This is a genomic window from Micromonospora sp. NPDC005257, from assembly GCF_042872445.1.
In the GTDB taxonomy this organism is placed as follows: Bacteria; Actinomycetota; Actinomycetes; order Mycobacteriales; family Micromonosporaceae; genus Micromonospora.
Window position 1 is genome coordinate 174,083 of record NZ_JBIAKL010000006.1, and the last position, 26,382, is coordinate 200,464.

The 26,382-nt window shown below is 74.4% G+C and carries 31 protein-coding genes; 21 read left to right on the forward strand and 10 right to left on the reverse strand.

Annotated elements, in window-relative coordinates:
• The first annotated feature begins 33 nt into the window (after nucleotides 1–33).
• Complete coding sequence (locus ACFYO8_RS15160) at nucleotides 34–870, forward strand: DUF2567 domain-containing protein (protein WP_354870191.1); 837 nt, start codon at nucleotides 34–36, stop codon at nucleotides 868–870.
• Here ACFYO8_RS15160 and ACFYO8_RS15165 read toward each other — a convergent pair.
• On the reverse strand, nucleotides 836–1,540 hold the full coding sequence (locus tag ACFYO8_RS15165) for an LON peptidase substrate-binding domain-containing protein (RefSeq protein WP_354870193.1): 705 nt from the start codon (nucleotides 1,538–1,540) through the stop codon (nucleotides 836–838). The two genes, ACFYO8_RS15160 and ACFYO8_RS15165, sit on opposite strands and share 35 nt — an antisense overlap.
• A gap of 108 nt (nucleotides 1,541–1,648) precedes the next feature.
• Between ACFYO8_RS15165 and hisD the strand changes: the two genes are divergently transcribed.
• The 12 genes from hisD to hisF all read left to right on the forward strand — a co-directional run bounded on the left by hisD (nucleotide 1,649) and on the right by hisF (nucleotide 9,892).
• On the forward strand, nucleotides 1,649–2,974 hold the full coding sequence (gene hisD / locus ACFYO8_RS15170) for a histidinol dehydrogenase (RefSeq protein WP_355015113.1): 1,326 nt from the start codon (nucleotides 1,649–1,651) through the stop codon (nucleotides 2,972–2,974).
• Entirely contained in the window at nucleotides 2,971–4,044 is a 1,074-nt protein-coding gene (locus ACFYO8_RS15175) for a histidinol-phosphate transaminase (protein ID WP_354870198.1), read from the forward strand. Before hisD ends, ACFYO8_RS15175 begins: the two co-directional genes overlap by 4 nt.
• On the forward strand, nucleotides 4,041–4,652 hold the full coding sequence (gene hisB, locus ACFYO8_RS15180; RefSeq protein ID WP_030500263.1) for an imidazoleglycerol-phosphate dehydratase HisB: 612 nt from the start codon (nucleotides 4,041–4,043) through the stop codon (nucleotides 4,650–4,652). The genes ACFYO8_RS15175 and hisB overlap by 4 nt, the downstream gene beginning before the upstream one ends.
• A 58-nt stretch (nucleotides 4,653–4,710) precedes the next feature.
• Nucleotides 4,711–4,878 carry a hypothetical protein gene (locus ACFYO8_RS15185; protein WP_354870202.1) on the forward strand — a complete coding sequence of 56 codons (168 nt, stop codon included), beginning with the start codon at nucleotides 4,711–4,713 and terminating at the stop codon, nucleotides 4,876–4,878.
• Entirely contained in the window at nucleotides 4,878–5,498 is a 621-nt protein-coding gene (hisH, locus tag ACFYO8_RS15190; protein ID WP_354870204.1) for an imidazole glycerol phosphate synthase subunit HisH, read from the forward strand. The genes ACFYO8_RS15185 and hisH overlap by 1 nt, the downstream gene beginning before the upstream one ends.
• A 37-nt stretch (nucleotides 5,499–5,535) precedes the next feature.
• Nucleotides 5,536–5,856: a hypothetical protein gene (locus tag ACFYO8_RS15195; protein WP_354870206.1), complete on the forward strand. Its 321-nt coding sequence runs from the start codon at nucleotides 5,536–5,538 to the stop codon at nucleotides 5,854–5,856.
• A gap of 19 nt (nucleotides 5,857–5,875) precedes the next feature.
• The gene (gene priA / locus ACFYO8_RS15200) at nucleotides 5,876–6,604 is read left to right on the forward strand and encodes a bifunctional 1-(5-phosphoribosyl)-5-((5-phosphoribosylamino)methylideneamino)imidazole-4-carboxamide isomerase/phosphoribosylanthranilate isomerase PriA (protein ID WP_357910786.1); all 729 of its coding nucleotides are present in this window, start codon (nucleotides 5,876–5,878) and stop codon (nucleotides 6,602–6,604) included.
• On the forward strand, nucleotides 6,601–7,017 hold the full coding sequence (locus tag ACFYO8_RS15205; RefSeq protein ID WP_354870209.1) for a Rid family hydrolase: 417 nt from the start codon (nucleotides 6,601–6,603) through the stop codon (nucleotides 7,015–7,017). The genes priA and ACFYO8_RS15205 overlap by 4 nt, the downstream gene beginning before the upstream one ends.
• Nucleotides 7,018–7,104: 87 nt before the next feature.
• Nucleotides 7,105–7,551 carry a MarR family transcriptional regulator gene (locus ACFYO8_RS15210; RefSeq protein ID WP_354870211.1) on the forward strand — a complete coding sequence of 149 codons (447 nt, stop codon included), beginning with the start codon at nucleotides 7,105–7,107 and terminating at the stop codon, nucleotides 7,549–7,551.
• 1 nt (nucleotide 7,552) lies between these two features.
• Complete coding sequence (locus ACFYO8_RS15215; protein WP_354870213.1) at nucleotides 7,553–7,978, forward strand: organic hydroperoxide resistance protein; 426 nt, start codon at nucleotides 7,553–7,555, stop codon at nucleotides 7,976–7,978.
• Between the two features lie 52 nt (nucleotides 7,979–8,030).
• Nucleotides 8,031–9,038, forward strand: a complete 1,008-nt coding sequence (locus ACFYO8_RS15220) for an NADP-dependent oxidoreductase (protein WP_387257274.1) — start codon at nucleotides 8,031–8,033, stop codon at nucleotides 9,036–9,038.
• 86 nt (nucleotides 9,039–9,124) lie between these two features.
• A complete protein-coding gene (hisF, locus tag ACFYO8_RS15225; RefSeq protein ID WP_091420714.1) occupies nucleotides 9,125–9,892 on the forward strand; it encodes an imidazole glycerol phosphate synthase subunit HisF in 768 nt (255 codons plus the stop codon).
• A gap of 12 nt (nucleotides 9,893–9,904) precedes the next feature.
• Here the strand turns inward: hisF and ACFYO8_RS15230 are convergent, their stop codons facing one another.
• Both ACFYO8_RS15230 and ACFYO8_RS15235 read right to left on the reverse strand, forming a co-directional pair.
• Nucleotides 9,905–10,363, reverse strand: a complete 459-nt coding sequence (locus tag ACFYO8_RS15230) for a hypothetical protein (RefSeq protein ID WP_354870219.1) — start codon at nucleotides 10,361–10,363, stop codon at nucleotides 9,905–9,907.
• 116 nt (nucleotides 10,364–10,479) lie between these two features.
• On the reverse strand, nucleotides 10,480–11,115 hold the full coding sequence (locus ACFYO8_RS15235) for a hypothetical protein (protein ID WP_355095103.1): 636 nt from the start codon (nucleotides 11,113–11,115) through the stop codon (nucleotides 10,480–10,482).
• Nucleotides 11,116–11,173: 58 nt separating this feature from the next.
• Between ACFYO8_RS15235 and ACFYO8_RS15240 the strand changes: the two genes are divergently transcribed.
• Both ACFYO8_RS15240 and ACFYO8_RS15245 read left to right on the forward strand, forming a co-directional pair.
• A complete protein-coding gene (locus ACFYO8_RS15240; protein ID WP_354870225.1) occupies nucleotides 11,174–12,625 on the forward strand; it encodes a PLP-dependent aminotransferase family protein in 1,452 nt (483 codons plus the stop codon).
• Nucleotides 12,626–12,734: 109 nt separating this feature from the next.
• Nucleotides 12,735–14,006 carry a low temperature requirement protein A gene (locus ACFYO8_RS15245; protein ID WP_355095783.1) on the forward strand — a complete coding sequence of 424 codons (1,272 nt, stop codon included), beginning with the start codon at nucleotides 12,735–12,737 and terminating at the stop codon, nucleotides 14,004–14,006.
• A 61-nt stretch (nucleotides 14,007–14,067) separates the two neighbouring features.
• On the opposite strand, the gene ACFYO8_RS15250 is transcribed toward ACFYO8_RS15245, so the two are convergent.
• The 3 genes from ACFYO8_RS15250 to ACFYO8_RS15260 all read right to left on the reverse strand — a co-directional run bounded on the left by ACFYO8_RS15250 (nucleotide 14,068) and on the right by ACFYO8_RS15260 (nucleotide 16,871).
• Entirely contained in the window at nucleotides 14,068–15,894 is a 1,827-nt protein-coding gene (locus tag ACFYO8_RS15250; RefSeq protein ID WP_355095781.1) for a long-chain fatty acid--CoA ligase, read from the reverse strand.
• A 138-nt stretch (nucleotides 15,895–16,032) separates the two neighbouring features.
• Nucleotides 16,033–16,203: a hypothetical protein gene (locus tag ACFYO8_RS15255; RefSeq protein ID WP_354870229.1), complete on the reverse strand. Its 171-nt coding sequence runs from the start codon at nucleotides 16,201–16,203 to the stop codon at nucleotides 16,033–16,035.
• A gap of 38 nt (nucleotides 16,204–16,241) precedes the next feature.
• Complete coding sequence (locus tag ACFYO8_RS15260) at nucleotides 16,242–16,871, reverse strand: TIGR03085 family metal-binding protein (protein WP_354870232.1); 630 nt, start codon at nucleotides 16,869–16,871, stop codon at nucleotides 16,242–16,244.
• A gap of 214 nt (nucleotides 16,872–17,085) precedes the next feature.
• On the opposite strand from ACFYO8_RS15260, the gene ACFYO8_RS15265 reads away from it, so the two are divergent.
• Together ACFYO8_RS15265 and ACFYO8_RS15270 are read left to right on the forward strand one after the other, a co-directional pair.
• Complete coding sequence (locus tag ACFYO8_RS15265) at nucleotides 17,086–18,930, forward strand: ABC transporter ATP-binding protein (protein WP_354870317.1); 1,845 nt, start codon at nucleotides 17,086–17,088, stop codon at nucleotides 18,928–18,930.
• Nucleotides 18,927–20,708 (forward strand): ABC transporter ATP-binding protein, encoded by a 1,782-nt coding sequence (locus tag ACFYO8_RS15270; RefSeq protein ID WP_354870235.1) that lies wholly within the window; start codon nucleotides 18,927–18,929, stop codon nucleotides 20,706–20,708. The genes ACFYO8_RS15265 and ACFYO8_RS15270 overlap by 4 nt, the downstream gene beginning before the upstream one ends.
• A gap of 14 nt (nucleotides 20,709–20,722) precedes the next feature.
• Here ACFYO8_RS15270 and ACFYO8_RS15275 read toward each other — a convergent pair whose 3' ends face one another.
• From ACFYO8_RS15275 to ACFYO8_RS15285, 3 genes are read right to left on the reverse strand one after another with little or no spacing between them, the layout of a single operon-like run.
• Nucleotides 20,723–21,319 (reverse strand): TetR family transcriptional regulator, encoded by a 597-nt coding sequence (locus ACFYO8_RS15275; protein WP_354870237.1) that lies wholly within the window; start codon nucleotides 21,317–21,319, stop codon nucleotides 20,723–20,725.
• Complete coding sequence (locus tag ACFYO8_RS15280; protein ID WP_354870240.1) at nucleotides 21,316–22,071, reverse strand: ABC transporter permease; 756 nt, start codon at nucleotides 22,069–22,071, stop codon at nucleotides 21,316–21,318. Before ACFYO8_RS15280 ends, ACFYO8_RS15275 begins: the two co-directional genes overlap by 4 nt.
• Nucleotides 22,068–22,790, reverse strand: a complete 723-nt coding sequence (locus ACFYO8_RS15285; RefSeq protein ID WP_354870242.1) for an ABC transporter ATP-binding protein — start codon at nucleotides 22,788–22,790, stop codon at nucleotides 22,068–22,070. The genes ACFYO8_RS15280 and ACFYO8_RS15285 overlap by 4 nt, the downstream gene beginning before the upstream one ends.
• A gap of 110 nt (nucleotides 22,791–22,900) precedes the next feature.
• Between ACFYO8_RS15285 and ACFYO8_RS15290 the strand changes: the two genes are divergently transcribed.
• The 4 genes from ACFYO8_RS15290 to ACFYO8_RS15305 all read left to right on the forward strand — a co-directional run bounded on the left by ACFYO8_RS15290 (nucleotide 22,901) and on the right by ACFYO8_RS15305 (nucleotide 25,890).
• Complete coding sequence (locus ACFYO8_RS15290) at nucleotides 22,901–23,290, forward strand: MerR family transcriptional regulator (RefSeq protein ID WP_354870245.1); 390 nt, start codon at nucleotides 22,901–22,903, stop codon at nucleotides 23,288–23,290.
• Between the two features lie 82 nt (nucleotides 23,291–23,372).
• A complete protein-coding gene (hisI, locus tag ACFYO8_RS15295) occupies nucleotides 23,373–23,786 on the forward strand; it encodes a phosphoribosyl-AMP cyclohydrolase (RefSeq protein ID WP_354870247.1) in 414 nt (137 codons plus the stop codon).
• Nucleotides 23,783–25,336, forward strand: a complete 1,554-nt coding sequence (locus ACFYO8_RS15300; protein ID WP_354870250.1) for an anthranilate synthase component I — start codon at nucleotides 23,783–23,785, stop codon at nucleotides 25,334–25,336. The genes hisI and ACFYO8_RS15300 overlap by 4 nt, the downstream gene beginning before the upstream one ends.
• On the forward strand, nucleotides 25,333–25,890 hold the full coding sequence (locus ACFYO8_RS15305) for a Trp biosynthesis-associated membrane protein (RefSeq protein WP_354870253.1): 558 nt from the start codon (nucleotides 25,333–25,335) through the stop codon (nucleotides 25,888–25,890). Before ACFYO8_RS15300 ends, ACFYO8_RS15305 begins: the two co-directional genes overlap by 4 nt.
• Here ACFYO8_RS15305 and ACFYO8_RS15310 read toward each other — a convergent pair.
• Nucleotides 25,883–26,158 (reverse strand): hypothetical protein, encoded by a 276-nt coding sequence (locus ACFYO8_RS15310; protein WP_354870255.1) that lies wholly within the window; start codon nucleotides 26,156–26,158, stop codon nucleotides 25,883–25,885. The two genes, ACFYO8_RS15305 and ACFYO8_RS15310, sit on opposite strands and share 8 nt — an antisense overlap.
• Between the last annotated feature and the right edge of the window lie 224 nt (nucleotides 26,159–26,382).

A 26,382-nucleotide genomic window follows, 5' to 3' on the forward strand; every position in this document is an offset into this window, starting at 1 on the left:
CCGCACCGTGCCCGGGCCTGAGAGGATCAACGCGTGAGTCCGGACACCAGTGAGCCCGAGCGGGCGCGCGAGCGCAGCGACGGCGCCGACGCGCGTACCGGCGGTCCCGGCCCGCGCCCCGACGGCGTCGCCCGGCCCGAGCCCGCTCAGCCGCCCGGCTGGCCCGGCGGCCTGCCGGTGCCGGCCGGCACACCGGTCACCGCGCCCGGCGCCGACCCGCTCGCCGGGCATCCGTTCATGGCGGCGGAGCTGCCCGGCGCCACCCGGTCCGGCCGCCCGCTGCTCACCGTGCTCGGCGTGGTCGCGCTGCTCACCGCGCTCGGCGCCCCGCTGGGGCTGCTGTGGGTGTGGGCGGCCCCGGCCACCCCGGTGCGGCAGACCCCGGCCGGCACGGTCTACGCGACCACCCAGCCGGAACAGCCGATCGCCGCGGACGGCTGGTTCAGCCTCCTGACGCTCGGCTTCGGCGTGCTCGCCGCCGTCGCCCTGTGGGTGCTGCTGCGCCGCCGGCGTGGCCCGGCCGGCCTGCTCACGGTGACGCTCGGCGGCCTCGGCGCGGCGGTGGTGGCCTGGCAGGTCGGCCGCCGGATCGGGCTGTCGACGTTCCAGCGGCTGGTGGAGACCGCGCCGCCGGGCACCGCGTTCACCAAGCCCGTCGACCTGCGCGCCGGTGGCGTCGACTGGTACGGCCCGCTGCCGCTGCCGCACGGGAACCTGCTGCTCGCCGCGTTCGGTGCGGCCGTCACGTACACGCTGCTGGCGGGCTGGTCGCGGTGGCCGTCGCTGCGGCCGGAGCCGGAGCCCGACGCCGCCTGGCCGCCGCCTCCGCCCGGTTTCAGTTCGGCGCCGGGGGACCAGCCAGCTCGCTGAGCGGCACCGGCACCGCGCGCACCCGCCGCAGCAACGCCGTCTCCCGGTTGAGCAGGCGCAGCTCGGCGCGCAGCCGGCCGGCCGTGTCGTCGACGGCGAGCAGCCGCTGCCGGTCGGCGACGGTCAGCGCGGCGGTCGCCGCGACCAGGTGCGACAGGACCGTGGGATCCTCCGGCAGCTGTTCGGTGATCTCCTGCTGGTCCGGCCGGATCAGGCCCAGATAGTGCCGGAACACCGAGATCACCCGGGCCGCCAGCAGGTCGGCGGTCTCGTCCGGGCCGTCCGGCTCGGGCAGCCACTCCACCTCGGCGGTGAGGTAGGGCTCGGCGGAGGCGTCCACCTCGGCGACCCGGAACCGTCGCCGCCCGACGGTGACGATGTCGAAGCCGCCGTCGGCCAGCTCGGTGACCTGCCGCAGCTCGGCGGTGCAGCCGACCTCGTGCAGCGTGACCTCTCCGCCGGCCGGCCCGGAACGCCCCGGCGGCCCGGCCGGCGCCACCTCCCAGCCGGCCTGGATCGCCACCACGCCGAACTCGCGTGGCGCGTCCTCGGGCAGCGCGACGAGGTGGCGCACCAGCGCCTTGTAGCGCTCCTCGAAGATGTGCAGCGGAAGGACCAGCCCGGGGAAGAGGACGGTCCCGAGCGGGAACACCGGCAGCCGTGCGCTCACGTGATCGAGCGTATCGCCAACGCGCCCGCCCGCGCGTGTCCCGGCTCACCGTCCCGGCGTGCGGGCGGGCCCGGCCGGCGGCGCCGGCGGCGGCCTAGACTCGCAGGCGTGTTGAATCGGATCGACCTGCGCGGCGGGGTCCGTGACCCGCGCCGCCTGCTGCCCCGTGCCCAGCTCGACGTCTCCGTGGCGGTCGAGCGGATCCGCCCGCTCGTGGAGGCGGTCCGGGACCATGGGTACCCGGCGGTCCGGGAAGCCAGCGAACGGTTCGACGGCGTCTCCCCGGAGCGGCTGCGGGTGCCGGTCGAGACGATCCGCGCCGCCGAGGCCGAGCTGGACCCGCAGGTACGCGCCGCGCTGCTGGAGTCGATCACCCGGGCCCGCAAGGTGCACGCCGACCAGCGCCGTACCGACCACACCACGACAGTCGTGCCCGGCGGCACGGTGACCGAGCGGTGGGTGCCGGTCGACCGGGTCGGCCTCTACGTCCCGGGCGGCCTGGCCATGTACCCGTCGACGGTGGTGATGAACGTGGTGCCGGCCCAGGCGGCCGGGGTGCGCTCGCTGGTCGTGGTGAGCCCGCCGCAGAAGGACAACGACGGCCTGCCCGACCGGCGGGTCCTCGCCGCGTGCGCGCTGCTCGGCGTGGACGAGGTGTACGCGGTCGGCGGCGCCCAGGCGGTCGCCATGCTCGCCTACGGCGCGAGCGTCGACCCGGCCGGGGACGAGCGCTGCGAGCCGGTCGACATGATCACCGGTCCGGGCAACATCTGGGTCACCGCCGCGAAGCGGCTGCTGCGCGGCGTGGTCGGCATCGACGCCGAGGCCGGCCCGACCGAGATCGCGATCCTGGCCGACGACACCGCCGACCCGGCGCACGTCGCCGCGGACCTGATCAGCCAGGCCGAGCACGACCCTCTCGCGGCGAGCGTGCTGGTCACCCCGTCGACCGCGCTGGCCGACGCGGTCGACGCGGAGCTGGCCCGGCAGGCGCCGGCGGCCAAGCACGCCGAGCGGATCGGCACCGCGCTGCGCGGCGAGCAGAGCGGCGTGGTCCTGGTCGACGATCTGGAGGCCGGGCTGCGCGTGGTCGACGCGTACGCGGCCGAGCACCTGGAGATCCAGACCGAGAACGCCCGCGAGTGGGCGCTGCGGGTCCGCAACGCCGGGGCGGTGTTCGTGGGCGCCTGGTCGCCGGTGTCGCTCGGCGACTACTGCGCGGGCTCCAACCACGTGCTACCCACCGGTGGCTGCGCGCGGCACTCCTCGGGGCTGTCGGTGCAGTCGTTCCTGCGCGGCGTGCACCTGGTCGAATACACCCGCGACGCGCTGCGCGACGTGGCGCCGCACGTGGTGACGCTGGCGACGGTGGAGGACCTGCCGGCGCACGGCCAGGCGGTCAGCGTCCGGTTCGGCGAGGGCGGCGCGTCGTGACCACGCTCGACGACCTGCCGATCCGCGACGACCTGCGCGGGCGTACGCCGTACGGGGCGCCGCAGCTCGACGTGCCGGTGCGGCTGAACACCAACGAGAACTCCTACCCGGTGCCCGAGCCGGTGGTCGAGGCGATCGGCAAGGCGGTCGCCGCCGAGCTGCGCGACCTCAACCGCTACCCGGACCGGGACGCGGTGGCCCTGCGCGCCGACCTGGCCGCCTACCTCGGCCACGGGCTCACCGCCGACCACGTGTGGGCGGCGAACGGCTCCAACGAGATCCAGCAGCAACTGCTCCAGGCGTTCGGCGGTCCCGGGCGCACCGCGCTCGGCTTCACCCCGGCGTACTCGATGCACCCGCTGCTGGCGCTCGGCACCGGCACCCGGTGGGTGCCCGGCCGGCGCGGCGAGGACTTCGGGCTCACCGCCGACCAGGCGGTGGCCCAGGTCCGCGAGCACCGGCCGGACGTGGTGTTCCTCTGCTCGCCGAACAACCCGACCGGCACCGCGCTCGACCCGGCGGTGGTCGCCGCCGTGCTGGACGAGGCGCCCGGCATGGTGATCGTGGACGAGGCGTACGCCGAGTTCGCCCGCCCCGGCACGGTCAGTGCCCTCGCCGTGCTGCCCGGCCACCCTCGGCTGGTGGTGACCCGCACCATGAGCAAGGCGTTCGGCTTCGCCGGGGGCCGGCTCGGCTACCTGGCCGCCGACCCGGCGGTGGTGGACGCGGTGCAACTGGTCCGGCTGCCGTACCACCTGTCCGCGCTCACCCAGGCCGCGGCCCGCGCGGCGCTGGCGCACCGGGACGCCCTGCTCGGCACCGTGACCGCGATCATGGCGCAGCGGGACCGGATCGTCGCCGAGCTGCGCGCCCGGGGCCACCGGGTGGCCGACAGCGACGCCAACTTCGTGCTGTTCGCCGTCGAGGGGGACCAGGCGGTGGCCTGGCGTACCCTGCTCGATGCCGGCGTGCTGGTGCGCGACGTCGGCCTGCCCGGCTGGCTGCGCGTCACCGCCGGCACCCCGACCGAGACCGACGCCTTCCTCACCGCGATGGAGAGAGTTTCATGAGCCGGATCGCCCGGATCGAGCGGGTCACAAACGAGACGAAGGTGCTCGTCGAGATCGACCTCGACGGCACCGGCAAGGCGGACATCGAGACCGGCGTCGGCTTCTACGACCACATGCTCAACCAGATCGCCCGGCACGGGGGCTTCGACCTGACCGTGCACACCGTCGGCGACCTGGAGATCGACGCGCACCACACGATGGAGGACACGGCGCTCGCGCTGGGCGCCGCGTTCGACCGGGCGCTGGGCGACAAGGCCGGCATCCGGCGGTACGGATCGGCGACCGTCCCGATGGACGAGGTGCTGGTCCGGGCCGCCGTCGACCTGTCCGGCCGCCCGTACGTGGTGCACGACGAGCCGGCGCTGGCCCCGTACATCGGGCCGGTCTACCCGACGAGCATGACCCGGCACATCTGGGAGTCGTTCGGCCAGTCGGCCCGGATCACGCTGCACGTGGACGTGCTGCGCGCGGCCCGCCCCGGCGGCCACCCGGACGCGCACCACGTGGTCGAGGCGCAGTTCAAGGCCGTCTCCCGCGCGCTGCGCGAGGCCACCGCGCTCGACCCGCGCAACGCGGGCGTGGTGCCGTCCACGAAGGGCGCCCTCTGATGAGCGCGAGGAACGCAGCGCAGCGGAGTCCCGCAGTCGCGAATGAAGGGCGGTTCTGATGAAGGTGCTGCCCACACTTCTGTTGATCGTGGCCGGCCTGTTGCTCGGCGGGACGTGGTCGCTGCTCAAGCAGGGCGCTCCCCGCGCCGCCGTGGTGATCACCGGCCTGCTGGCGGTGCTGGCCACCGCCGCCGGGGTGCTCTGGCTGCTGCCGGGGGAGAGCTGATGGCACGGGTGGTGGTGCTCGACTACGGCTCGGGCAACCTGCGCTCGGCCGAGCGCGCGGTGGCGCGCGCCGGCGCCGACGTGACCGTGACCGACGACCTGGACGCCGCCGCGTCGGCCGACGGCCTGGTGGTGCCGGGCGTCGGCGCGTTCGCCGCGTGCATGGCCGGGATCGAGGCGTCGGGCGCCGGGCCGGTCATCGCCGACCGGGTCGCCGCCGGGCGGCCGGTGCTGGGCATCTGCGTCGGCATGCAGATCCTCTTCGGGCACGGCGAGGAGCACGGCGTGGTCACCAAAGGGCTCGGGCTGCTGCCCGGGGGCGTGACCCGGCTGCCCGCGCGGCGGCTGCCGCACATGGGCTGGAACACCGTGCAGCCGCCGGCCGGCTCGGCGCTGTTCGCCGGGCTGCCGGAGGGCACCCGGTTCTACTTCGTCCACTCCTACGGGGTGACCGACCCGGCGGCGCTGGCCGAGGCGGGCGCGACGGTGACGACAGCGCACCACGGCGCGGACTTTGTCGCGGCGGTGGAGCGGGGGCCGCTGTCGGCCGCGCAGTTCCACCCGGAGAAGTCGGCCGACGCCGGCGCCGCGCTGCTGCGCAACTGGCTCGGCACGCTGTGAGCGCACCGGCCGCGGGCGTCGGCCCGCGGGCGTCGGCGTGAGCAAGGAGCGGGCCCGCCGCCGGGCGGCGCGCGAGGCCGAGCAGGAGCGGGCGCGCGCCGTCCGCGCCCGCCGGTCGGCGCGCCGGGAGCGGCGTCGTTCTCTGGTACGCCGGCTGACGCCGTCGCTGCGGCGCGGGCGTACCGGCCGGCTGCGCCGGCACACCCGCCGCGAGCGGGCGACGATCCTGGTGCTCACCGCGGCAGCGGTGGTCGCCATCTGGAGTCTGGTGGACGACCTCGCGCTGCGGCTGGTGCTGGTCGTGTTGTTGTTGCTGGTCCTGCCCGCGATCGTGGTGATCGCACTGGACCGTCGTTGAGGACCCGAGGAGAGATGCGTTGAGCCTCACCCTGTTGCCCGCCGTGGATGTCGCCGACGGCCAGGCCGTCCGGCTCGTGCAGGGCGCCGCCGGTAGCGAGACCGCGTACGGCGACCCGCTGGACGCGGCTCTGGCCTGGCAGTCCGACGGCGCGGAGTGGATCCACCTGGTCGACCTGGACGCCGCGTTCGGGCGGGGCTCCAACGCCGTGCTGCTCGCCGAGGTGGTCGGCAAGCTGGACGTGAAGGTGGAGCTGTCCGGCGGGATCCGCGACGACGAGTCGCTGCGGGCGGCGCTGGGCACCGGGGCGGCCCGGGTCAACATCGGCACCGCCGCGCTGGAGGACCCGCAGTGGTGCGACCGGATCTGCGGCGAGTACGGCGACCGGGTGGCGATCGGGTTGGACGTGCGCGGCCGTACCCTGTCGGCGCGCGGCTGGACCCGCGACGGCGGTGACCTCTACGAGGTGCTGGCCCGGCTCGACGCCGCGGGCGCGGCGCGCTACGTGGTCACCGACATCACCAAGGACGGCACCATGCGCGGGCCGAACCTGGACCTGCTGCGCGAGGTGTGCGCCCGCACCGACGCCCCGGTGATCGCCTCCGGTGGCGTGTCCACGCTGGACGACCTGCGGGCGCTGGCCACGCTGGAGCCGGTGGGCGTGGAGGGCGTGATCGCCGGCAAGGCGCTCTACGCGGGCGCGTTCACCGTCGCCGAGGCACTGGCGACGCTGCGGGCCGGCGCGTGACGACCGAGCCGCCGGCCGACCCCGGGGTGGTGACCCGGCTCGGCTCGGGCGGCCCGTGGGAGGCGCTGTACGGCTACTCCCGGGTGGTGCGGGCCGGTGCGCTCGCGATCACCGCCGGCTGCACCTCCACGGTGGACGGCCGGGTCGCGCACGCCGGTGACGCGGCGGCGCAGACCGCGCAGGCGATCCGGATCGGTCTGGACGCGCTGGCCGAGGTCGGCGCCGGGCCGGGTGACGTGGTGCGGACCCGGATGTACGTGACGGACCGGATCTATGCCGACGAGGTGGGCCGGGCGCACAACGCGGTGTTCGGCCCGGTGCGCCCGGTGGCCACGATGGTGGTGGTGGCCGGGCTGATCGACCCGGGCCTGCTGGTCGAGGTCGAGCTGGAGGCGTACCTCCCGGACCGCTGACCGCGCCGCTGCGCTGCGGCGGGCTTCGTCGGTGCCCGCCCGCCATATGAGTTGTGCACAACTTAATTGCGCGCTACGGTTCCAGGCGTGACCGATGATCTGGTACTGCGCCGGCAGGTGTGCTTCGCGCTCTACGCGGCGTCGCGCGCCCTGACCGACGTCTACCGGCCCATCCTCGACGAGCACGGCTTGACCTACCCGCAGTACCTGGTGCTGCTGGTGCTCTGGGAGCGCGACGACGACGCCCCCACGGTCTCCGAGCTCGGCGGTCAGCTCCGGCTCGACTCCGGCACCCTCTCCCCGCTGCTCAAGCGGCTGGAGGCGGCCGGTCTGGTGGTGCGAACCCGCTCGGCGGCAGATGAGCGCCGGGTCGAGGTGGGGCTCACCGATCGGGGCCGGACGCTGCGGGAGCGGATGGGTGACGTGCCACGGCGGGTGGCCGCCGCGACCGGGCTCACCGAGGCCGAACTGGTCTCCCTCCACGGCATCCTCACCCGGGTCACCGAGACGATCCACCGACAGAAGGAGCAGTGACATGCAGGTGCTCTACACCGCCTCCGCCCGCGCCACCGGCGACGGCCGCGACGGTCACGTCCGGACCTCCGACGGCACGGTCGAGCTGGACCTGGCCGTACCGAAGGAGATGGGCGGCGCCGGCGGCGCGGCCAACCCGGAGCAGCTCTTCGCCGCCGGCTACGCGGCCTGCTTCCACTCCGCGCTGCGCGTGGTGGCCCGCCAGGCCAAGGCGGACGTCTCCGGCTCCGTCGTCGAGGCCGAGGTGGGCATCGGGCCGAACGGCAGCGGCGGCTACGGCCTCGCCGTGACGCTCGTGGTGGACCTGCCCGCGGTCGAGCGCTCGGCCGCCGAGCAGCTCGTCGACGCGGCCCACCAGGTCTGCCCCTACTCCAACGCGACCCGTGGCAACGTCGAGGTGACCCGCACGGTCCGCGAGGCCCTGTGAGTACGAGGAGTGCAGCGCAGCGGAGCCCCGCAGTGCGAACCGAGGAGGCCCAGTGAGTGAGGCGAGCGTCAACCGGGAGATCCACCTGGCGTCCCGGCCGGACGGCTGGCCGACCGCGGAGAACTTCCGGCTGGTCACCACCGAGGTGCCGACGCCGGGCCCGGGACAGGTGGTGGTCCGCAACCGGTTCATGTCCGTCGACCCGTACATGCGCGGGCGGATGAACGACGTCAAGTCGTATGTGCCGCCGTTCGCGCTCGACGCTCCGCTGGACGGCGGCGCGATCGGTGAGGTCGTCGCCGGTGAGGCCGAGGGCGTCAAGCCCGGTGACACGGTGCTGCACGGGCTCGGCTGGCGCGAGTACGCGCTCGTGGACGCCAAGGGCGTACGCAAGGTCGATCCCGGCCTGGCGCCGGTCACCGCGCACCTGAGCGTGCTCGGCATGACCGGGCTGACCGCGTACGCCGGGCTGCTCGACGTGGCCGCGATGAAGCCGGGGGAGACCGTGTTCGTCTCCGGCGCGGCCGGCGCGGTGGGCAGCATGGTCGGCCAGATCGCGAAGCTGCGCGGCGCCGGCCGGGTGATCGGCAGCGCCGGTTCGGCGGCGAAGGTGGAACGGCTCGCCGCGCTCGGCTTCGACGCGGCCTTCGACTACCACGACGGGCCGGTGTCCAAGCAGCTCAAGGCCGCCGCCCCGGACGGCGTCGACGTGTACTTCGACAACGTCGGCGGCGAGCACCTGGAGGCGGCGATCGGGGCGATGAACCTGCACGGCCGGGCCGCCGTCTGCGGCATGATCGCGCAGTACAACGCCACCGAGCCGCCCGCCGCGCCGCGCAACCTGGCGCTGGTCATCGGCAAGCGGCTGACGCTGCGTGGCTTCCTGGTCAGTGACCACGGTCACCTGCGGGAGCAGTTCGTGCGGGAGGTGGCGGGCTGGCTGCGCGAGGGCCGGCTGTCGTACGACGAGACGATCGTCAACGGCATCGAGCAGGCGCCCGAGGCGTTCCTCGGCCTGCTGCGCGGCGAGAACCTCGGCAAGATGCTGGTCCGTCTCTGACCGGCGCGAACGCACACCGCTTCGGGCGGTGGTGACCGGCCTCACCGGCGGGTCGCCACCGCCCGCGCGTTCGTTAGGCTCGGGGCATGACGGTGGCGGTACGGGTCATCCCGTGTCTGGACGTGGACGCCGGGCGCGTGGTCAAGGGGGTCAACTTCCTCGACCTGCGCGACGCCGGCGACCCGGTGGAGCTGGCGGCGGCGTACGACCGGGCCGGCGCGGACGAGCTGACCTTCCTCGACGTCACCGCCTCGTCCAGCGACCGGGGCACCATGCTCGACGTGGTACGGCGTACCGCCGAGTCGGTCTTCATCCCGCTCACCGTGGGCGGTGGTGTCCGCCAGGTCGCCGACGTCGACACGCTGTTGCGTGCCGGGGCGGACAAGGTCGGCGTGAACACCGCCGCCATCGCCCGTCCGGAGCTGATCGCCGAGATCGCCGACCGGTTCGGCCGGCAGGTGCTGGTGCTCTCGCTGGACGTGCGCCGCGCACCGGACGGCACGACGCCGAGCGGCTTCGAGGTGACCACGCACGGCGGGCGGCGGGGCACCGGCCTGGACGCGGTCGAGTGGGCGGCGCGCGGCGCCGAGCTGGGTGCGGGCGAGATCCTGCTCAACTCGATGGACGCCGACGGCACCAAGGCCGGGTTCGACCTGCCGCTGATCCAGGCGGTTCGCGAGGTGGTCGACGTGCCGGTGATCGCCAGCGGCGGCGCGGGCGAGGTGGCCCACTTCCCGCCGGCCATCGGCGCGGGTGCGGACGCGGTGCTCGCGGCGAGCGTCTTCCATTTCGGCGAGCTCACCGTCGGCGAGGTCAAGGACGCGCTGCGCGGCGCCGGGCACCCGGTGCGCTGAGGCGGCGGTCCCTTACCGGCCGGAGTGCTCCTCGGGGGAGCGGCGCGGCATCGGGATCGACCGGACCACATACTCCTGCACGGCGGCGGCGTGGTCGTCCTCGTCGAGGTGCCACTCGGACTCGGCGGGCGGGTGCCGCCGGGTCAGCACGCCCTGCACCGTGTCCACGGTGGTGCCGAGCCCGGCGCTGGGCCGGGTGCGCCAGAGCCGCTCACCGTCGGGGGTGACCCGGAACCAGCCGTCGGCGACGCTGACCAGACCCGCGCCGACCAGCCGCCGGACCGCACCCTCCACCTCGTGCCGTTCCGGGATCGCCTGGTTGAGGTGGTCGGCGGTGGAGAGGATGTCGGCCAGCCGGACACCCTCCGGCCTGCGTGTCGCGGCGGCCCGTCGGTGCCGGCCGGCGCCACTGGCGATGACCAACGCGACGAAGATCCAGGCGTCGCTCCAACGCCATCCGTTCTCCCCCATGCAGGAATGATGCCCGGCCTCGACGGCGGAGGAAACACCTGGTTTCCCGCTTGTGTGTCGCCGCAGCTCAACGCGTTGTGCGGGGTCCCGGTCCGTGGCGGTCGGCCCGGCGTCGGTCACGTAGCGTAGGCGCCATCCACCGGCCGCGGCGGCAGCGCGAAGACCGGGATGAAGAACTGGGCCAGCGGGCCGATGGTCAGCGCGTACGCCACGGTGCCGAGACCGACGGTGCCGCCGAGCAGCCAGCCGAGGCCCAGCACGGTGACCTCGATTCCGGTGCGGACCAGCCGGACCGAGAAGCGGGGACGGCGGGCGACGAAGCCGGTCATCAGGCCGTCGCGCGGCCCCGGACCGAGCCCGGCGCCGAGGTAGAGCCCGGTCGCGGCGCCGTTGGCGACGATCCCGGCGACGAGCAGCGCGACGCGGTCCGGCATGCCCTCCCCGGGCGGCAGCACGGCCAGGGTGGCGTCGACGACCAGCCCGATCACCACGACGTTGCTGACCGTGCCGAGGCCGGGTCGCTGCCGCAGCGGGATCCAGAGCAGCAGCACGAGGGCGCCGACCGCGATGGTGACGGTCCCGAAGGACAGGCCGGTCTGCCGGGCCAGCCCCTGGTGGAACACGTCCCACGGGTCCAGCCCCAGCTCCGAGCGGATCATCAGCGCCATGCTCAGGCCGTAGAGGACCAGCCCGGCGTAGAGCTGGGTGAGCCGTCGTGCCGGCCGGTGCCGGAGATTGCCAAGCTGTGCCACGCATGCCACCCTAGGTGCCAATCATGGCCATCAAGGGTGCCAATTTCGGGGGTGTGGCATGACCAGTCAGGTGCGCGGCGCCCAATTGGCGCGACTCCTCGGTCAGTGGCACGCGCTGCCGGGCCGCCGGCGCAGCCCTGACTACGCCGCGCTCGCCGGCGCCGTCCGCGGGTTGCTCGCCGACGGGCGGCTCCCCCTCGGGGTACGCCTGCCGGCCGAGCGGGAACTGGCCGAGGCGCTGCGGATCAGCCGGACCACCGTCACCGCCGCGTACCGGGAACTGCGGGAGAGCGGCCACCTGGCCAGCCGCCGGGGCGCGGGCAGCTGGACCATGCTGCCCGGCGGGCACCGGGTGGCCAGCACCGGGCTGTGGACGCCGCTCGACGACCGCGACATGATCGACCTCGGGGTGGCCGCGCTGTCCGCGCCCCCGCAGCTCGTCCCCGCCGCCCGGGCCGCGGCCGAGGACCTGCCCCGCTACCTCAGCGGCGCCGGCTACCACCCGACCGGCATCATCGAGCTGCGCGAGGCGGTGGCCCGCGGGTACACCGAACGGGGCCTGCCCACCAGCCCGGAGCAGATCATGGTCACCAACGGCACCCAGCACGCGCTGGACCTGGTGCTGCGGCTGGCCCTGTCGCCCGGCGGCGCGGTGCTCGTCGAGTCGCCCACCTACCCCAACGCGCTGGCCGCGCTCTCCGCCCGGCGGGCCAGGATCGCCACGCACGGCCTGTCCGACGAGGGCTGGGACGCCGAACTGCTGCTGGGCAGCCTGCGGCAGACCCGGCCGAAGCTCGCGTACGTCATCCCCGAGTTCCAGAACCCGACCGGCCACCTGATGGCGGCCGACCTGCGCGAGCGGCTGGTCGGCACGGCCCACGCGGCCGGCACCGACCTGGTGGTCGACGAGTCCTTCGTCGACCTGCCGCTCGACGACACCACGCTGCCGCCACCGGTGGCGGTCTTCGACAGGCACTCCCGGGTGATCAGCATCGGCGGCATGAGCAAGCCCTACTGGGGTGGGCTGCGGATCGGGTGGGTACGCGCCTCCGCGCCCCAGGTGCAGCGGCTGGCCGCGGCCCGGGTCGGGGTCGACATGGCCAGCCCGGTGCTCGACCAACTCGTCGCCGTGCACCTGCTCACCGAGGCGCAGGCCATCGTCGCCGCCCGCCGGGCCCAGCTCGTCGCACAGCGCGACGCCCTGGTCGCGGCGCTCGCCGAGCGCCTGCCCGACTGGCGGGTGCGGGTGCCCGGCGGCGGCGTCACGCTCTGGGCCGAGATGGACGGCCCGATCTCCAGCGCGCTGGCCCGTGCGGCCGAGGAGGTCGGCGTACGACTGGCGCCCGGACCCCGCTTCGGCCTGGACGGGACGCTGGAGCGCTTCCTGCGGCTGCCCTTCACCCTGCCCGCCGGTGAGCTGGTGGAGGCGGTCGGGCGGCTCGCCGCGGTCCGTTACGACCTGGACCGCACCAGCCGCCCGCAGTGGCGGGAGCCGAGCGTCATCGCCTGACCCGGTCCGCCCGATCCGGTGGTGAAAGGTCCGAACCCCGGCTCCGGGGGGCCGCTGCCCGCAGACTGCGCGGGTGGGGAACGGGAGGGGAGTCCGCCGGCCGTGGACGGTGCGGCGCAGCGCGCCGGGCTCCCGCACGACCCGGCTTGAACTCTTCTACGACCTGGTCTTCGTCTTCGCGTTCCTGAGCGTCACCACGCTCACCGCCTCGGAGCTCACGCCGGTCAACCTCTACCGCTTCATGCTGGTGCTGGCGCTGCTCTGGTGGTCGTGGACCGGCTTCGCCCGGATGGGCAACGCGTTCCGCGCCGACCAGGGACTGCTGCCGCTGGTCGGCGTCGTCACCGTCGCGGCGACGTTCCTCCTCGTGCTCAGTACGCCCAGCGCGTTCGCCACCCGCGGGGACTGGCTGCCCGGGCCGCTGGTCTTCGCCGGGTGCTACTTCGTGATCCGGACCGCCCAGCTCACCGTCTTCGCCTGGGCCGACCGCGCCGACCCGGCCCGGCGCCGAGGGCTGCGGATACGCTTCCTGGCCCCGACCGTGGCCACGGTGCTGCTGGTCGTCGCCGGCACCCTGCCCGGGCGGCTGTCGCAGGAGCGGTTCGCGGTGGGGCTGCAGCTGGCGCTCTGGACCGTGGCGCTGCTGGTCGAGTACCTCGCCGGGACGATCCTGGGCCACCAGTGGTGGGTGGTGCTCTCGGCCGGGCACTGGGCGGAGCGGCACGCGTTGATCGTGCTCGTCGCGCTCGGCGAGTCGATCATCGCGCTCGGACTCGGTCCGAAGCGCGGACTGCCGCTCACCGGCCCGGTGGCGGTCGCCGCGCTGCTCGGCGTGGTGATCGTGGCGGCACTGTGGTGGGCGTACTTCGACACGCTCGCGTTCGCGCTGGAACAGGCGCTGCACCAGGCCCGGGACCGGGACGCGCGACTGCGGCTGGCGCGCACCGCCTACACGTTCCTGCACCTGCCGATGGTCGCCGGGATCATCCTGTTCGCCCTCGGGCTCAAGGACCTGCTGGCCGAGGCCGCCTCACCGGCGACGCCCGAGTGGGGCCCGCCACTGGGGACCTTCTGGGGCGGGATCCTGTTCGGTGGCATCGGGCTCTACCTGCTCAGCCTCGCCGCGTGCTGGTGGCTGGCGGAGCGCCGGGTGCGGATGCCGCTGCTGGTGACAGTGCTGGTGCTCGTCGTCGCCGTACCGGCCGTCGCCCGGCTCCACGAGCTGAACGCGCTCGTCGTGCTGGCGGTGCTCACCGGCGCCGGCATCGCCTGGGAGACCCGGGGCGAGGGTGGGCGCCGGGGCCGGGTGCGCCGGCTCGCGCTGGAGGAGCAGGTCGCCGCCGAGGCCGAGCAGAGCCACTGGCGCCAGGAACACCTGTGACCGGCGCGGCCGTGCCCCGGGACGGTGGGGCACGGCCGGCGCGACCGGGTGACGGTGCGGGCTACAGCTCGGCGAGCGTGCCCTCGTACATCTTGTCGATCTCGGAGGAGAAGTTCGTCTCCACACTGCGGCGCTTGATCTTCAGCGACGGCGTGACCTCGCCGTCCTCGATGGTCAGGTCACGGGGGAGGATCGTCACCTTCTTGATCGTCTCCCAGCGGTTGAGCCTGGCGTTCAGCTCGGCCACGTGTCCCTCGACCATCTCCCGCGCCTGCGGCGAGGTGACGATCGTGGTGTAGTCGCTGCCCTCCAGCGGGGTGCCGGCGGCCCAGCCCTTGATCGCGTCCGGGTCGAGCGTGACGAGCATGGTGCAGTAGTTGCGCGCCTGCCCGATCACCACCGCCTGCGAGGTGTACGGGCACACCGCCTTGAACATGCCCTCGATGTGCGACGGCGCGACGTACTTGCCGCCGGACGTCTTGACCAGGTCCTTCTTCCGGTCGGTGATGCGCAGGTAGCCGTCGGCGTCGAGCGTGCCGATGTCGCCGGTGCGGAAGAAGCCGTCCTCGGTGAACGCGGCGGCGGTCTCCTCCGGCAGGTTGTGGTAGCCGCGCATGATCGGCTTGCCGCGCAGCAGGACCTCACCGTCGGTGTCGATCCGGCACTCCAGGTCGCCCATGGCCCGGCCCACGCTGCCGATCTTCAGCCCGTCGGGCGGGTTCACGAACGCGCCGGCGCTGGTCTCGGTCAGCCCGTAGCCCTCGGAGATGGGCAGGTTGGCGGCGGCGAAGAAGGTGGCGATCTCCTTGCTCAGCGGCGCCGCGCCGGAGACCAGCACCCGCATCTGGCCGCCGAGCCGGGCCTGGAGCTTGCTGAACACGAGCTTCTCGGCCAGCGCGTACTTCATCCGCAGCCCGGCCGGGACCGGCTTGCCGGCCTGCTGCAGCGCGACCTTCTCCTTGCCGACCCCGACGCCCCAGGCGAAGATCTTGGCCTTCGCACCGCCCGCGCCCTGCGCGGTGGTGACCGCCTTGTTGTAGACCTTCTCGAAGACCCGGGGCGCGCCGCACATGAGCGTCGGCTGCACCACGCCCAGCAGGTCGACGAGCTTGTCCACCCGGCCGTCGACGTACGTGGGCAGGCCGACGTGGGTGGCGCCGCAGAGCAGCGTCTTGCCGAAGGAGTGCGACAGCGGCAGCCAGAGGTATTGCAGGTCGTCGACGCGCAGCAGGCCCAGGTCGGCCTGCGCCACGCCCTCCCAGCACCAGCCGCCGTGCAGCAGCTCCACGCCCTTCGGGCGGCCGGTGGTGCCCGAGGTGTAGATGAGCGTGGCCAGGTGGTCCGGGCCGATGCCGGCGACCAGCGTGTCGATCAGGTCGGGCTCGGCGCTCAGCGCCGCGGCGCCGCGCTCCTCCAGCTCGGCCAGGGTGAGCTGCGGAACGGGCGCCGCCGGGTCGGGGGCGCCGTCGAAGAGCACCACGTGGGTCAGCGCGGGCAGGTCCGCCCCGGCGATCTTCGCCGCCTGGGCCGGGTTCTCCGCGAACAGCACTCTCGAGCCGGAGTCGGCGATGATGTAGACCGCGTCCTCGGGCTCGGTGGTGGGGTAGACGGTGGTGGTGGCACCACCGGCGCACATGATGCCGAAGTCGGCGAGCACCCACTCCAGGCGCGTGTTGGCCAGGATCGCCACCGGGTTCTCCAGGCCGACACCGAGCCCGTGCAGCCCGGCGGCGATCGCCTTGGCGCGCTGCCCGACCTGCTCCCACGTCAGCCAGACCGGGCCCGAGTCGTCGGGTGCGGGGTGGGCGAAGGCGTGCCGGTCGGGGGAGTCCGCCACGCGCTTGAGGAACATGTCGGGTACGGAACGGTACGGTACATCGAGAGCCATCGCTGTAGCCGCCTTCAGGGGTGGAGGGACGTGACGGGGGTCACGTCGGTCTGCGGTTACCGAAGGGTATTGCCTGCACCCGGCCAGCGGCTAGCCCTGATCGGCCGGGTAGTCCCGGTCCCGCGGGCTGGAAGCGGCTCAGGCGTACCGGCCGGCGGCACGGGGCCAGTCGTCGGTGGCCCGGACCCGGTCGCGGCGGGTGTCCAGGAGGGCGCGCGTCCCCTCGTCGGCGCGGGCGCTCGGTGCCGCGTCCCGCTCCGCGTACGCGGCCAGGGAGGGCGTGACGGCTGCCGATGTATCGGCGTCCACTTTCGACTGTCGGTGGGTGAACGGTCACCGCACTCCGGTCACAGGCCCAGTTCGGCGGTACGCAGCCGCTCGGCGCTCCCGGCCGGGCCGTCCACCTGCACCCGGGCCACCCGCTGCCGTCCGGTGAGGAACAGCACCAGCTCGCCCGGCGCGCCCACCACCCGCAGCCGTTCGCCGCCACCGCCGGCCCGCAGTTCGCCGTGCCCCGGCGCCTGCACCAGCACCTCGGCCGGGAACCGCCGCAGCGCCATCCGGGCCAGCAGGGACGCGTGCTTCCACAGCACCGCCTGCTGCCCGGCCGGCAGGTCGCGCGGGTGCCAGCCCGGCTGGGCGCGTCGCACGTCCTCGTGGTGGATGAAGAACTCCATCCCGTTGGCGAGCTCGTCGGTGAGGGGGTTGCTCACCGGGCTCCATACCGGGGGACGGCGTACCCGGGCGATCAGGTCGGCGTACGGCCCGGCGGCGATCCGCTTGCGGACCGACTCGCCGTAGGCGCGCAGCGGGGGCAGCAGGATGCCGCCGGCCGCGTCCGGCCGGCGCTCCCGCACCAGCAGGTGCGCCGCCAGGTCACGGGTGGTCCACCCCTCATTGACAGTCGGTGCGTCCGGTCCCAGTTCCAGCATCAGGTCGGCGAGCGCGTCGCGCTCCGCTCGGGCGTACCGCGGCATCCCCTGATCGTAGGCCCGTCCCGGCCGATCGGCGCGCCACGCCCGGCCGGACCACGCCGCGCAACCGATCCAGCCGCCGTCCGCCCAGCTCTGTGCGAACGTGACGGCGGACATACCCCGGCCGGGTCGGCGCGAGCGCCGAGGAGCGGTAAGGATGGGGAGAAAACTGCGGCTTACGGCGGGGGAGAGCGTGGCGAGCGGGACAAGTCGGGACGTGCTCGGCAGAGGGATACGGGTGCTCGGCCGGGCCATCCGGGAACAGCCGCGGATCTTCGCGGTCGCGGTCAGCGGCAGCGTGCTGTTCGGCCTCCTGGTGATCGCGAGCGCGTACGTGGTCGGCGCGGTGATCGGCGAGGTGGTCGTGCCGGCCGTGGAGCGCGGCGAGGTGGCGGGCGGGGCGCTGGCGCTGGCCGCGACCGCACTGTTCGGCATCAGCGTGCTGCGGGTCGTCGGCATCTTCGGCCGCCGCCTCGGCGCCGGCTACATGCAGTACCGCCTCCAAGCCGCCTACCGCCGCCGGGTCACCCGCCGCTACCTGGAACTGCCGCTGGCCTGGCACCACCGCAACTCCACCGGCACGCTGCTGTCCAACGCCAACTCCGACGTCGAGGCCGCCTGGTACCCGATCGCGCCCATGCCGTTCGCGGTCGGCACGCTGGTGATGCTCGTCGGCGCGGTGGCCTCGCTGTTCTTCACCGACTGGGCGCTGGCCCTGGTCGGCCTGACGGTGTTCCCCGCGCTGTTCGCGCTCAACGTGGTCTACTCCCGCCGGATGGCGCCCCGGCAGGCCCGGGCGCAGCGGTTGCGGGCCGAGGTCAGCGGCATCGCCCACGAGAGCTTCGACGGCGCGCTGGTGGTCAAGACGATGGGCCGGGAGGCCCAGGAGACGGCCCGCTTCGCCTCCCGCGCCGGTGAGCTGCGCGACGCGCTGATCTCGGTCGGCCGGCTGCGGGGCGTGTTCGACCCGATGCTGGAGACGCTGCCCAGCCTCGGCACGCTCGCCGTGCTGGTGGTCGGCGCGGTGCGGCTGCGGCAGGGCGCGATCACGGTGACCGAGCTGGTCAGCGTCGCGTTCCTGTTCACCGTGCTGGCCTTCCCGGTCCGCGCCATCGGCTGGGTGCTGGCCGAGCTGCCGCGCAGCGTCGCCGGATGGGACCGGGTCCGCCGGGTGCTGGACGCGACCGGCGAGATGCCGTACGGCACGAGGACGCTCGACCCGGCCACCCGGGAACCGGCCACGCTCGCCTTCGACGACGTGCACTTCGCGTACGAGCCGGCAGAGGCGCACCTGCCCGGCGCCCAGGTGCTCGGCGAGGTGACGTTCACCGTGCCGGCCGGGAAGACGGTCGCCCTGGTCGGCCCCACCGGCGCGGGCAAGTCCACGATCACCTCGCTGGCCGTGCGCCTGGTCGACCCGGGCGCCGGGCGGGTGACGCTGGACGGCGTGGACGTGCGGGAGCTGACCGCCGCGTCGCTGGCCGAGACGGTGGCGCTCGTGGCGCAGGTGCCGTTCGTCTTCGACGACACGGTCCGGGCCAACATCGCGCTGGACCGGGCCGGTATCGGCGACGACGAGGTGTGGGCGGCGCTGCGGCTGGCCGAGGCGGACGGCTTCGTGGCCGCGCTGCCGGACGGGCTGGACACCATGGTCGGTGAGCGGGGCACGTCGCTGTCCGGCGGACAGCGTCAACGGCTGACGCTGGCCCGGGCGCTCGCCGGGCGGCCCCGGCTGCTGGTGCTCGACGACGCCACGAGCGCCGTCGACCCACGGGTCGAGGCGGCCATCCTGGCCGGTCTGCGCGCGCCGACAGACGGCGGCGCCCCGGCGTCCATCCTGGTGGTGGCGTACCGCCGGGCGACGATCGCGCTCGCCGACGAGGTGATCTACGTGGAGCAGGGCCGGGTGGTGGCGCGCGGCACCCACACCGAGCTGCTGGCCGGCGTGCCCGGCTACGCCGACCTGGTCACCGCGTACGAGCAGGCCGAGCAGGAACGCGAGCAGAATCGGACGTACGACGAGGTCACGCCGATGACCTCGGGCCTGGAGGTGGACCGGTGAGCACGACCACGGGGGAGAACGCCGAGGCCACCGAGACCACCTGGCAGACGCTGCGGCGTGGGCTGGCACTCTCTCCGGAGCTGCGCACCGGACTCGCCGGCACGCTGGCGCTGGCGCTGGTCTACATGGTCGGCCGGGTGGCCGTGCCGGTGGCGGTGCAGCGCGGCATCGACCACGGCATCGTCGGCGGCCCCGACCTGAACGTCATCTCACTCACCGTGGCGATCACCGCCGGGGTGCTGGTGATCACCACCGCGTGCGGCTACCTCATGATGCGCCGGCTGTTCACGGTGAGCGAGACCGCGCTGGCCGGGGTGCGCACCCGGGCGTTCCGGCACGTGCACGACCTGTCCATGCTGCACCAGCAGTCCGAGCGGCGCGGTTCGCTGGTCTCCCGGGTCACCAGCGACGTCGACCAGATCACCCAGTTCCTCCAGTGGGGCGGCGTGATCCTGATCGTCAACCTGGGCCAGTTGCTGGTCACCACCGTCGTGATGCTCGCGTACTCCTGGCAGTTGACGCTCGTGGTGCTCGTCGCGTTCGCGCCCGCGGTGCTGGTGATCCGGCGGTTGCAGAGCCGCCTCGCCGGGGCGTACGGGCTGGTGCGGCAGCGTACCGGCACACTCCTCGGCGCGATCGGCGAGAGCGTGGTGGGCGCCCCGGTGATCCGGGCGTACGGCGTCGCCGGGCGCACCGCGCGGCGGCTGGACACGGCCATCGACGGGCAGCGGGTGGCCCAGCAGCGGGCCATCCGGATCAGCATCATGGGCAGCTCGGTGGGGGAGCTGGCCGCCGGGCTGGCGCTGGCCGGCGTGGTGGTGGTCGGGGTCAGCCTCGGCGTCGACGGCACGCTGACGGTCGGCCAGCTCACCGCGTTCCTGTTCCTGGTCACGCTGTTCATCCAGCCGGTGCAGATCGCCACCGAGGTGCTGAACGAGGCGCAGAACGCGATCGCCGGCTGGCGCCGGGTGCTCGACGTGCTGGACGTCTCCCCGGACGTGGCCGACCCGGGCGAGCAGGGTCGGGAGCTGCCGTCCGGGCCGCTGGACGCCCGGTTCGCCGGTGTGACGTTCGCCTATCCGGGCGGGCCGCCGGTGCTGCACGGCGTGACGCTGGACATCCCGGCCAAGAGCCGGGTGGCGGTGGTGGGCGAGACCGGAAGCGGCAAGACCACGTTCGCCAAGCTGCTCACCCGGCTGATGGACCCCACCGAGGGCGCGGTGCTGCTCTCCGGGGTGGACCTGCGCCAGGTGCGCTTCGACTCGCTGCGCTCCCGGGTGGTGATGGTGCCGCAGGACGGCTTCCTGTTCGACGCCACGGTCGGGGAGAACGTCCGCTTCGCCCGCCCGGACCTGACCGACGAGCGGCTCACCACCGCCTTCACCGAGCTGGGCCTGTCCGACTGGCTGGACGGGCTGCCGTCCGGGCTGGACACGCCGGTCGGTGAGCGCGGGGAGGCACTGAGCGTCGGCGAGCGGCAGCTCGTGGCGCTGGCCCGGGCGTACGTCGCGGACCCGGACCTCCTGGTGCTGGACGAGGCGACGAGCGCCGTCGACCCGGCCACCGAGGTCCGCCTGCAGCGGACGCTCGACGCGGTGACCCGGGGCCGGACCACACTCGCCATCGCGCACCGGCTGTCCACCGCGCAGGCCGCCGACGAGGTGATCGTGGTGGACCGGGGCCGGATCGTGCAGCGCGGCCCGCACGAGGAGCTGGTCCGCGACCCGGACTCGGTGTACGCGCTGTTGTACGCGTCCTGGCTTGAGCAGACCCGCTGATCCTGGCGGGTCCGTCAGGTCAGGTCGCCGGTGAGGTAACGCTGGACCGTCGGGCCGACGGCGGCCACCAGCGTCGCCGGCTCGGCGGTGGCCACCGCGTCGAGGCGGAGCACGTACCGCATCATGGCCAGCCCGGCGAGCTGGGTGGCGACCAGCCCGCCGCGCAGCGCGCGCTGCGCCGGGTCGGCGTCGAGATGGTCGAGCACCCGGCGCAGCACCTGCGTGACCAGGAATTCGCGCAGCAGCCGGGCGGTCCAGTCGTTGCTCACCGCCGAACGCAGCAGCGCCACCCCGGCGCTGCCGGCGGGGGAGTCCCAGACCTGCAGGAACACCCGGACCAGCCGCTCGCCGACGCCGTCCGGGTCGCCCGCCAGCACCGCCGGCAGCAGCCGCCCCGGGTCGGCCGGGAACGCCGTCGCGGCCCGGAACAGCTCCTCCTTGCCGCCGAAGTAGTGGTGCACGAGCGCCGGGTCCACGCCGGACGCGGTGGCGATGGCCCGGATCGACGCGGCGTCGAAGCCGCGCTCGGCGAACGCCTCCCGTGCCGCGGCGAGGATGGCCTCGCGGGTGTCCGGGTTGCCGGGCCGCCGCCCGGTGCGCCGCGCGTTCACCCGCTGCGCCGGCGCAGCGTCGCGGCGGCCAGCACCAGCGCCGCCACCGCCGCGCCGGCCACGATCGCCACGTCCCGCCACATCGTCCCGGTCGGCTCGGCGTGCGCGCCGACCTCCTGCAACGCCTCGACCGCGTACGACAGCGGCAGCGCGTCGCTGACCGCCTGGAGCCAGCCGGCCATCTCGCCGCGCGGCACGAACAGGCCGCACAGCAGCAGTTGCGGGGCCACCACCACCGGCATGAACTGGACCGCCTGGAACTCGGTGCGGGCGAACGCCGAGCAGAACAGCCCGAGCGCCACCGCGAGCACCGCGTTCACCCCGGCGATCAGCACGACCAGCCACGCGCTGCCCGCGGTCTCCAGACCGAACACCTGGTACGCGACCACCGATGCCACAGTCGACTGGAGCACCCCGGCCAGGCCGAACGCGATGCCGTACCCGAACAGCAGGTCGAGCTTTCCCAGCGGCGTGGTGAGCAGGCGCTCCAGCGTGCCGGTGGTGCGCTCGCGGAGCATGGCGATGCTGGTCACCAGGAACATGATGATGAACGGGAAGAAGCCCAGCATGATCAGGGCCACCCGGTCGAACGTGCCGGGCGCGCCGGGCGGGGCGGGCTGGTCGACGTACATGAAGTAGACGAGCGTGAGAAGCACCGACGGCACCACCACGAGCAGCGCCACGGTCCGCCGGTCGTGCCGGAGCTGGCGCAGGATGCGCCCGGTGGTGGCGGCCAGGATCCGTCCGTTCATCGCGCCTCTCCCTCGGCGTCGCGGATCAGGCGCAGGAACGCCTCCTCCAGGTCGTCGGTCCCGGTGGCGGCGCGGACCGCCGCCGGGGTGTCGTCGGCGATCAGCCGGCCCTCGCGGATCAGCAGCAGCCGGTCGCAGCGGGCGGCCTCGTCCATCACGTGGCTGGAGACCAGCAGCGTGGTGCCGTTCGCGGCCATGGCGTGGAACCGGGCCCACAGGTCGGCCCGCAGCACCGGGTCCTGGCCGACGGTGGGTTCGTCGAGGACGACCAGCTCCGGTTCGCCGACGAGCGCGCAGGCCAGCGAGGCGCGGCTGCGCTGGCCGCCGGAGAGCGTGCCGACGAGCTGGCCGGCGGCGGTGGCCAGGCCGACGTCGGCGACCGCGCGGTCGGCCTCGGCGCGGCCCCGGCCCTGGAGCACCGCGAAGTAGCGGGCGTTCTCCCGCACCGTCAGGTCGGCGTAGACGCTCGGCGCCTGGGTCAGGTAGCCCACCCGGCGGCGAAGCTCGGCCGAGCCGGCCGGGCGGCCGAGCACCTCCACGGCGCCGGCGCCGATGGTCTGCACGCCGACCACCGCGCGCATCAGCGTGGTCTTGCCGCTGCCGCTGGGCCCGAGCAGCCCGGTGACGCTGCCCCGGGGCACCGCGCAGGTGATGCCGTGCAGCACCCGCCGCCCGCCCCGGTCGACCACCAGCTCGCGGACCGACACCGCGTCGTCCATGCTCGCCTCCGTCAATTCATCATCCGTTGAACTCAACGGTAGGTGAATTCCGCGTCCACGGCAATGAGGGACTTGACTTCGAGCGTGCTCGAACTGGAAGCCTGGAGGGCGTGGACATCAGCACGCGGGAGATGAGCCTCACCGTGGGTGAGGCGGCGGAACGGGTCGGCCTGACCACCTACACGCTGCGCTGGTACGAGCAGGAGGGCCTGGTGGGCCGCGTCGGGCGGGACTCGTCCGGCCGCCGGCGCTACACCGAGTCCGACGTCAACTGGCTGTTCCTGCTCACCCGGCTGCGGCGCACCGGGATGCCGGTGCGCGACATGCGCCGCTACGCCGAGCTGGCCCGGCACGGGGACAGCACGCTCGGCGCGCGACGGGCGCTGTTCGAGGCGCACCGGGCCCGGGTGCTCGCCCGGATGGCCGAGCTGTCGGAGGACCTGAAGGTGCTCGAATACAAGATCGACGCGTACCGCCGGGCCGAGGAGGAATCCGGCTGAACGCCTCTGCCGGGGGTGCGAGTGGCCCGTCTCCCGGGACACGTCGGCGCGGCCCGGGCCGCGTGCGGGAGAATGGTCAACCGTGCCCGCCCCTGACGCGCCGCTGACCGGCGCCCCCGCTCCCGGACCGGCCCGCCCGTCCCGGCTCGACCCGGCCATCGCCGCGAAGCTCCGCCGCACCCCGGACGGCCTGGTCGCCGCCGTGGTCCGCGCCCACGACTCGGGCGAGGTGCTGATGGTCGCCTGGATGGACGACGAGGCGCTGCACCGCACGCTCACCACCGGGCGGGCCACCTACTGGTCGCGCAGCCGCGGCGAGTACTGGGTCAAGGGCACCACCTCGGGCAACCACCAGTACGTGCGCTCGGTCGCGCTGGACTGCGACGGCGACGCGCTGCTGGTCGGCGTGGAGCAGGTCGGCGCGGCCTGCCACACCGGGCAGCGCACCTGCTTTTTCACCGAGCTGCCGGTCAGCTCCCCGGAGGCGACCCCGTGACCGACGGCACCGTCCATCCGGACCGGTCCACCTTCGCCGACCTGGCCGCCCGCTGGCGGGTCGTGCCGGTGACCCGGCGGCTGCTCGCCGACGCGGAGACGCCGGTCGGCGTCTACCGCAAGCTGGCCGGCGGTCCCGGCACGTTCCTGCTGGAGTCCGCCGAACAGGGCGTCGGCTCGGCCGGCACGGCCTGGTCGCGCTACTCGTTCATCGGCGTACGCAGCAGCGCCACGCTCACCGAGCGCGACGGCGCCGCGAGCTGGACCGGCACGCCGCCGGCCGGCGTGCCCACCTCCGGCGACCCGGTCACCGTGCTGCGCGAGTCGGTCGCGGCGCTCGCCGGGCCGGCCTTCGACCCGGCCGGTGACATGCCGCCGCTGACCGGCGGCCTGGTCGGCTACCTCGCGTACGACCTGGTGCGCCGCTTCGAGCGCCTGCCCGAGCTGACCGAGGACGAGCTGGACGTGCCCGAGCTGGGCATGATGCTCGCGACCGACCTGGTGGTCCTGGACCACTACGAGGGATCGGCGATCCTGGTCGCCAACGCGGTGCTGCCGCCGCTGGACACCCCCGGCCGGGCCGAGCGGGTCGAGGCCGCGTACCACCACGCCGTCGGCCGCCTGGACGCGATGACCTCAGCGCTGTCCCGACCGATTCCGCCCATGGTCTCGACGGTCGGCCGGCCCGGCGTCGGCGAGGTGGTCAGCCGCACCCCCGAGGGCGGCTACCCGAAGGCGGTGGAGACGGCCAAGGAGGCGATCCGGGCCGGCGAGTGCTTCCAGATCGTGCTCAGCCAGCGCTTCGAGCGCCCCACCGACGCCGACCCGCTCGACGTCTACCGGGTGCTGCGCACCACGAACCCCAGTCCGTACATGTACCTGCTGCGCTTCGACGGCTTCGACATCGTCGGCTCGTCTCCGGAGGCGCACCTGAAGGTCAGCGCCGGCCCGGACGGGCGGCGGCGGGCGCTGCTGCACCCGATCGCCGGCACCCGGCCGCGCGGCGGCTCCCCGGACGGCGACGCCCGGCTCGCCGCCGAACTGCTCGCCGACCCCAAGGAACGCGCCGAGCACGTGATGCTCGTCGACCTGGGCCGCAACGACCTGGGCCGGGTGTGCCGGCCGGGCACCGTCGAGGTGCCCGAGTTCGCCACCATCGAGCGCTACAGCCACGTCATGCACATCGTCTCCACAGTCGTCGGCGAGCTGCGCGACGACCGCACCGCGTTCGACGCGCTGGCCGCGACGTTCCCCGCCGGGACGCTCAGCGGGGCGCCCAAGGTGCGTGCCATGGAGATCATCGAGGAGCTGGAGCCGGTCCGGCGCGGCGTCTACGGCGGCACCGTCGGCTACTTCGCCTTCGGCGGCGACCTGGACATGGCCATCGCGATCCGTACCGCGCTGATCCGCGACGGCCGCGCCTACGTGCAGGCCGGGGCCGGCATCGTGGCCGATTCCGACCCCGCTGCCGAGGACCGGGAGACGCGGAGCAAGGCCGCCGCCGTCCTCGCCGCCATCGCGGCCGCCGAGACCCTGCGGGCGGCCCGGTGAGCGCGCCCGGCGCCATCGCGCCGCCGGCCCGCGGCCGGCGCGAACTGGCGTACGCGGTGCTGCTCTGCCTGGCCGGCGCGGGCCTGGCCTGCTGGGCGGTGACCCGGACCTGGTCGGTCGAGGTGACCGCCCGGGGGTCGCTGCCGTCCGGGCGGGCCGAGCGCACCGGCACGGACCTGCTGCCCTGGGTGCTGGCGCTGACGTACGTCGGACTCGCCGGCGGTGGCGCGGTGCTCGCCACCCGGGGGCGGCTGCGCCGCCTGCTGGGTGTCCTGCTGGCCGGAATCGGCGTGGCGGTGGCGGTCGGCGGCGGGATCGGCCTGACCGAGGCCGGGGTGAGCCGGCAGTGGCCGGCGCTGGTGCTGGCCGGCGGCCTGGCCCTGGCGGCCGGCGGCGCGTTCACCGCGCTGCGCGGCGACGGCTGGCCGGCGATGGGCGCCCGGTACGAGCGGCGGCCCGCCCGGGCGGACGAGCCCGGCCGTCCGGCGGTCGAGCGCGGCACCCGGGACGCGTGGGACGCGCTGGACCGGGGCGAGGACCCGACGGTCAGCTGACCGGCTGCGCCTCGCGGGCGTCGCGGCGCCGCCGGGCCGCGGCGCGCGCGGCGGTCAGCTCGGCCACCAGCCGCTCCAGCTCGCGGCGCTGTTCGGCGCGGGCCCGGTCGGCGCAGACCGCCTCCCAGGCGTTGCCCCGGGCGGTGCGCATCCGGCCGTCACCGGCCACCGCGCGCTCCAGCGTCTCCACCACGCCGACGGCGAGGGAGGCGACGGTACGGGAGATGGTGGTCAAGTCGATGCCCTGGGTCGGCCCGTTGGCGCTCATGGTCACCCCACACGAGATCGTTTGCGACGGTCGGCAGCCGCCGGCGTTGAGTGTGCCCGACGACGATGCTTCCGGGCACACGTTTCGCCGTCGTGAAGCACAGGTCAACGGTGTGGCACCGGGTACGACCTGGGCAGGGCCGGAGGTCCTTGACCTTGGTCACAGCCGCCCGCCGGAGCCCGTCCTGCGGGCCCGGAACGATCGTGGTGAGATAGGGATGGGTG

Bases quoted from the DNA above. Each gene is read 5' to 3' on its own strand.
- ACFYO8_RS15260 (WP_354870232.1), bottom strand. From the start codon at position 16,871: ATGCCGCGGTACGCCCGAGCGGAGCGCGACGCGCTCGCCGACCTGATG.
- hisH (WP_354870204.1), top strand. From the start codon at position 4,878: ATGGCACGGGTGGTGGTGCTCGACTACGGCTCGGGCAACCTGCGCTCG.
- ACFYO8_RS15310 (WP_354870255.1), bottom strand. From the start codon at position 26,158: ATGAGCGCCAACGGGCCGACCCAGGGCATCGACTTGACCACCATCTCC.
- ACFYO8_RS15285 (WP_354870242.1), bottom strand. From the start codon at position 22,790: ATGGACGACGCGGTGTCGGTCCGCGAGCTGGTGGTCGACCGGGGCGGG.
- ACFYO8_RS15230 (WP_354870219.1), bottom strand. From the start codon at position 10,363: ATGGGGGAGAACGGATGGCGTTGGAGCGACGCCTGGATCTTCGTCGCG.
- hisB (WP_030500263.1), top strand. From the start codon at position 4,041: ATGAGCCGGATCGCCCGGATCGAGCGGGTCACAAACGAGACGAAGGTG.
- ACFYO8_RS15240 (WP_354870225.1), top strand. From the start codon at position 11,174: ATGACCAGTCAGGTGCGCGGCGCCCAATTGGCGCGACTCCTCGGTCAG.
- ACFYO8_RS15185 (WP_354870202.1), top strand. From the start codon at position 4,711: ATGAAGGTGCTGCCCACACTTCTGTTGATCGTGGCCGGCCTGTTGCTC.
- ACFYO8_RS15250 (WP_355095781.1), bottom strand. From the start codon at position 15,894: ATGGCTCTCGATGTACCGTACCGTTCCGTACCCGACATGTTCCTCAAG.
- ACFYO8_RS15280 (WP_354870240.1), bottom strand. From the start codon at position 22,071: ATGAACGGACGGATCCTGGCCGCCACCACCGGGCGCATCCTGCGCCAG.
- hisF (WP_091420714.1), top strand. From the start codon at position 9,125: ATGACGGTGGCGGTACGGGTCATCCCGTGTCTGGACGTGGACGCCGGG.
- ACFYO8_RS15215 (WP_354870213.1), top strand. From the start codon at position 7,553: ATGCAGGTGCTCTACACCGCCTCCGCCCGCGCCACCGGCGACGGCCGC.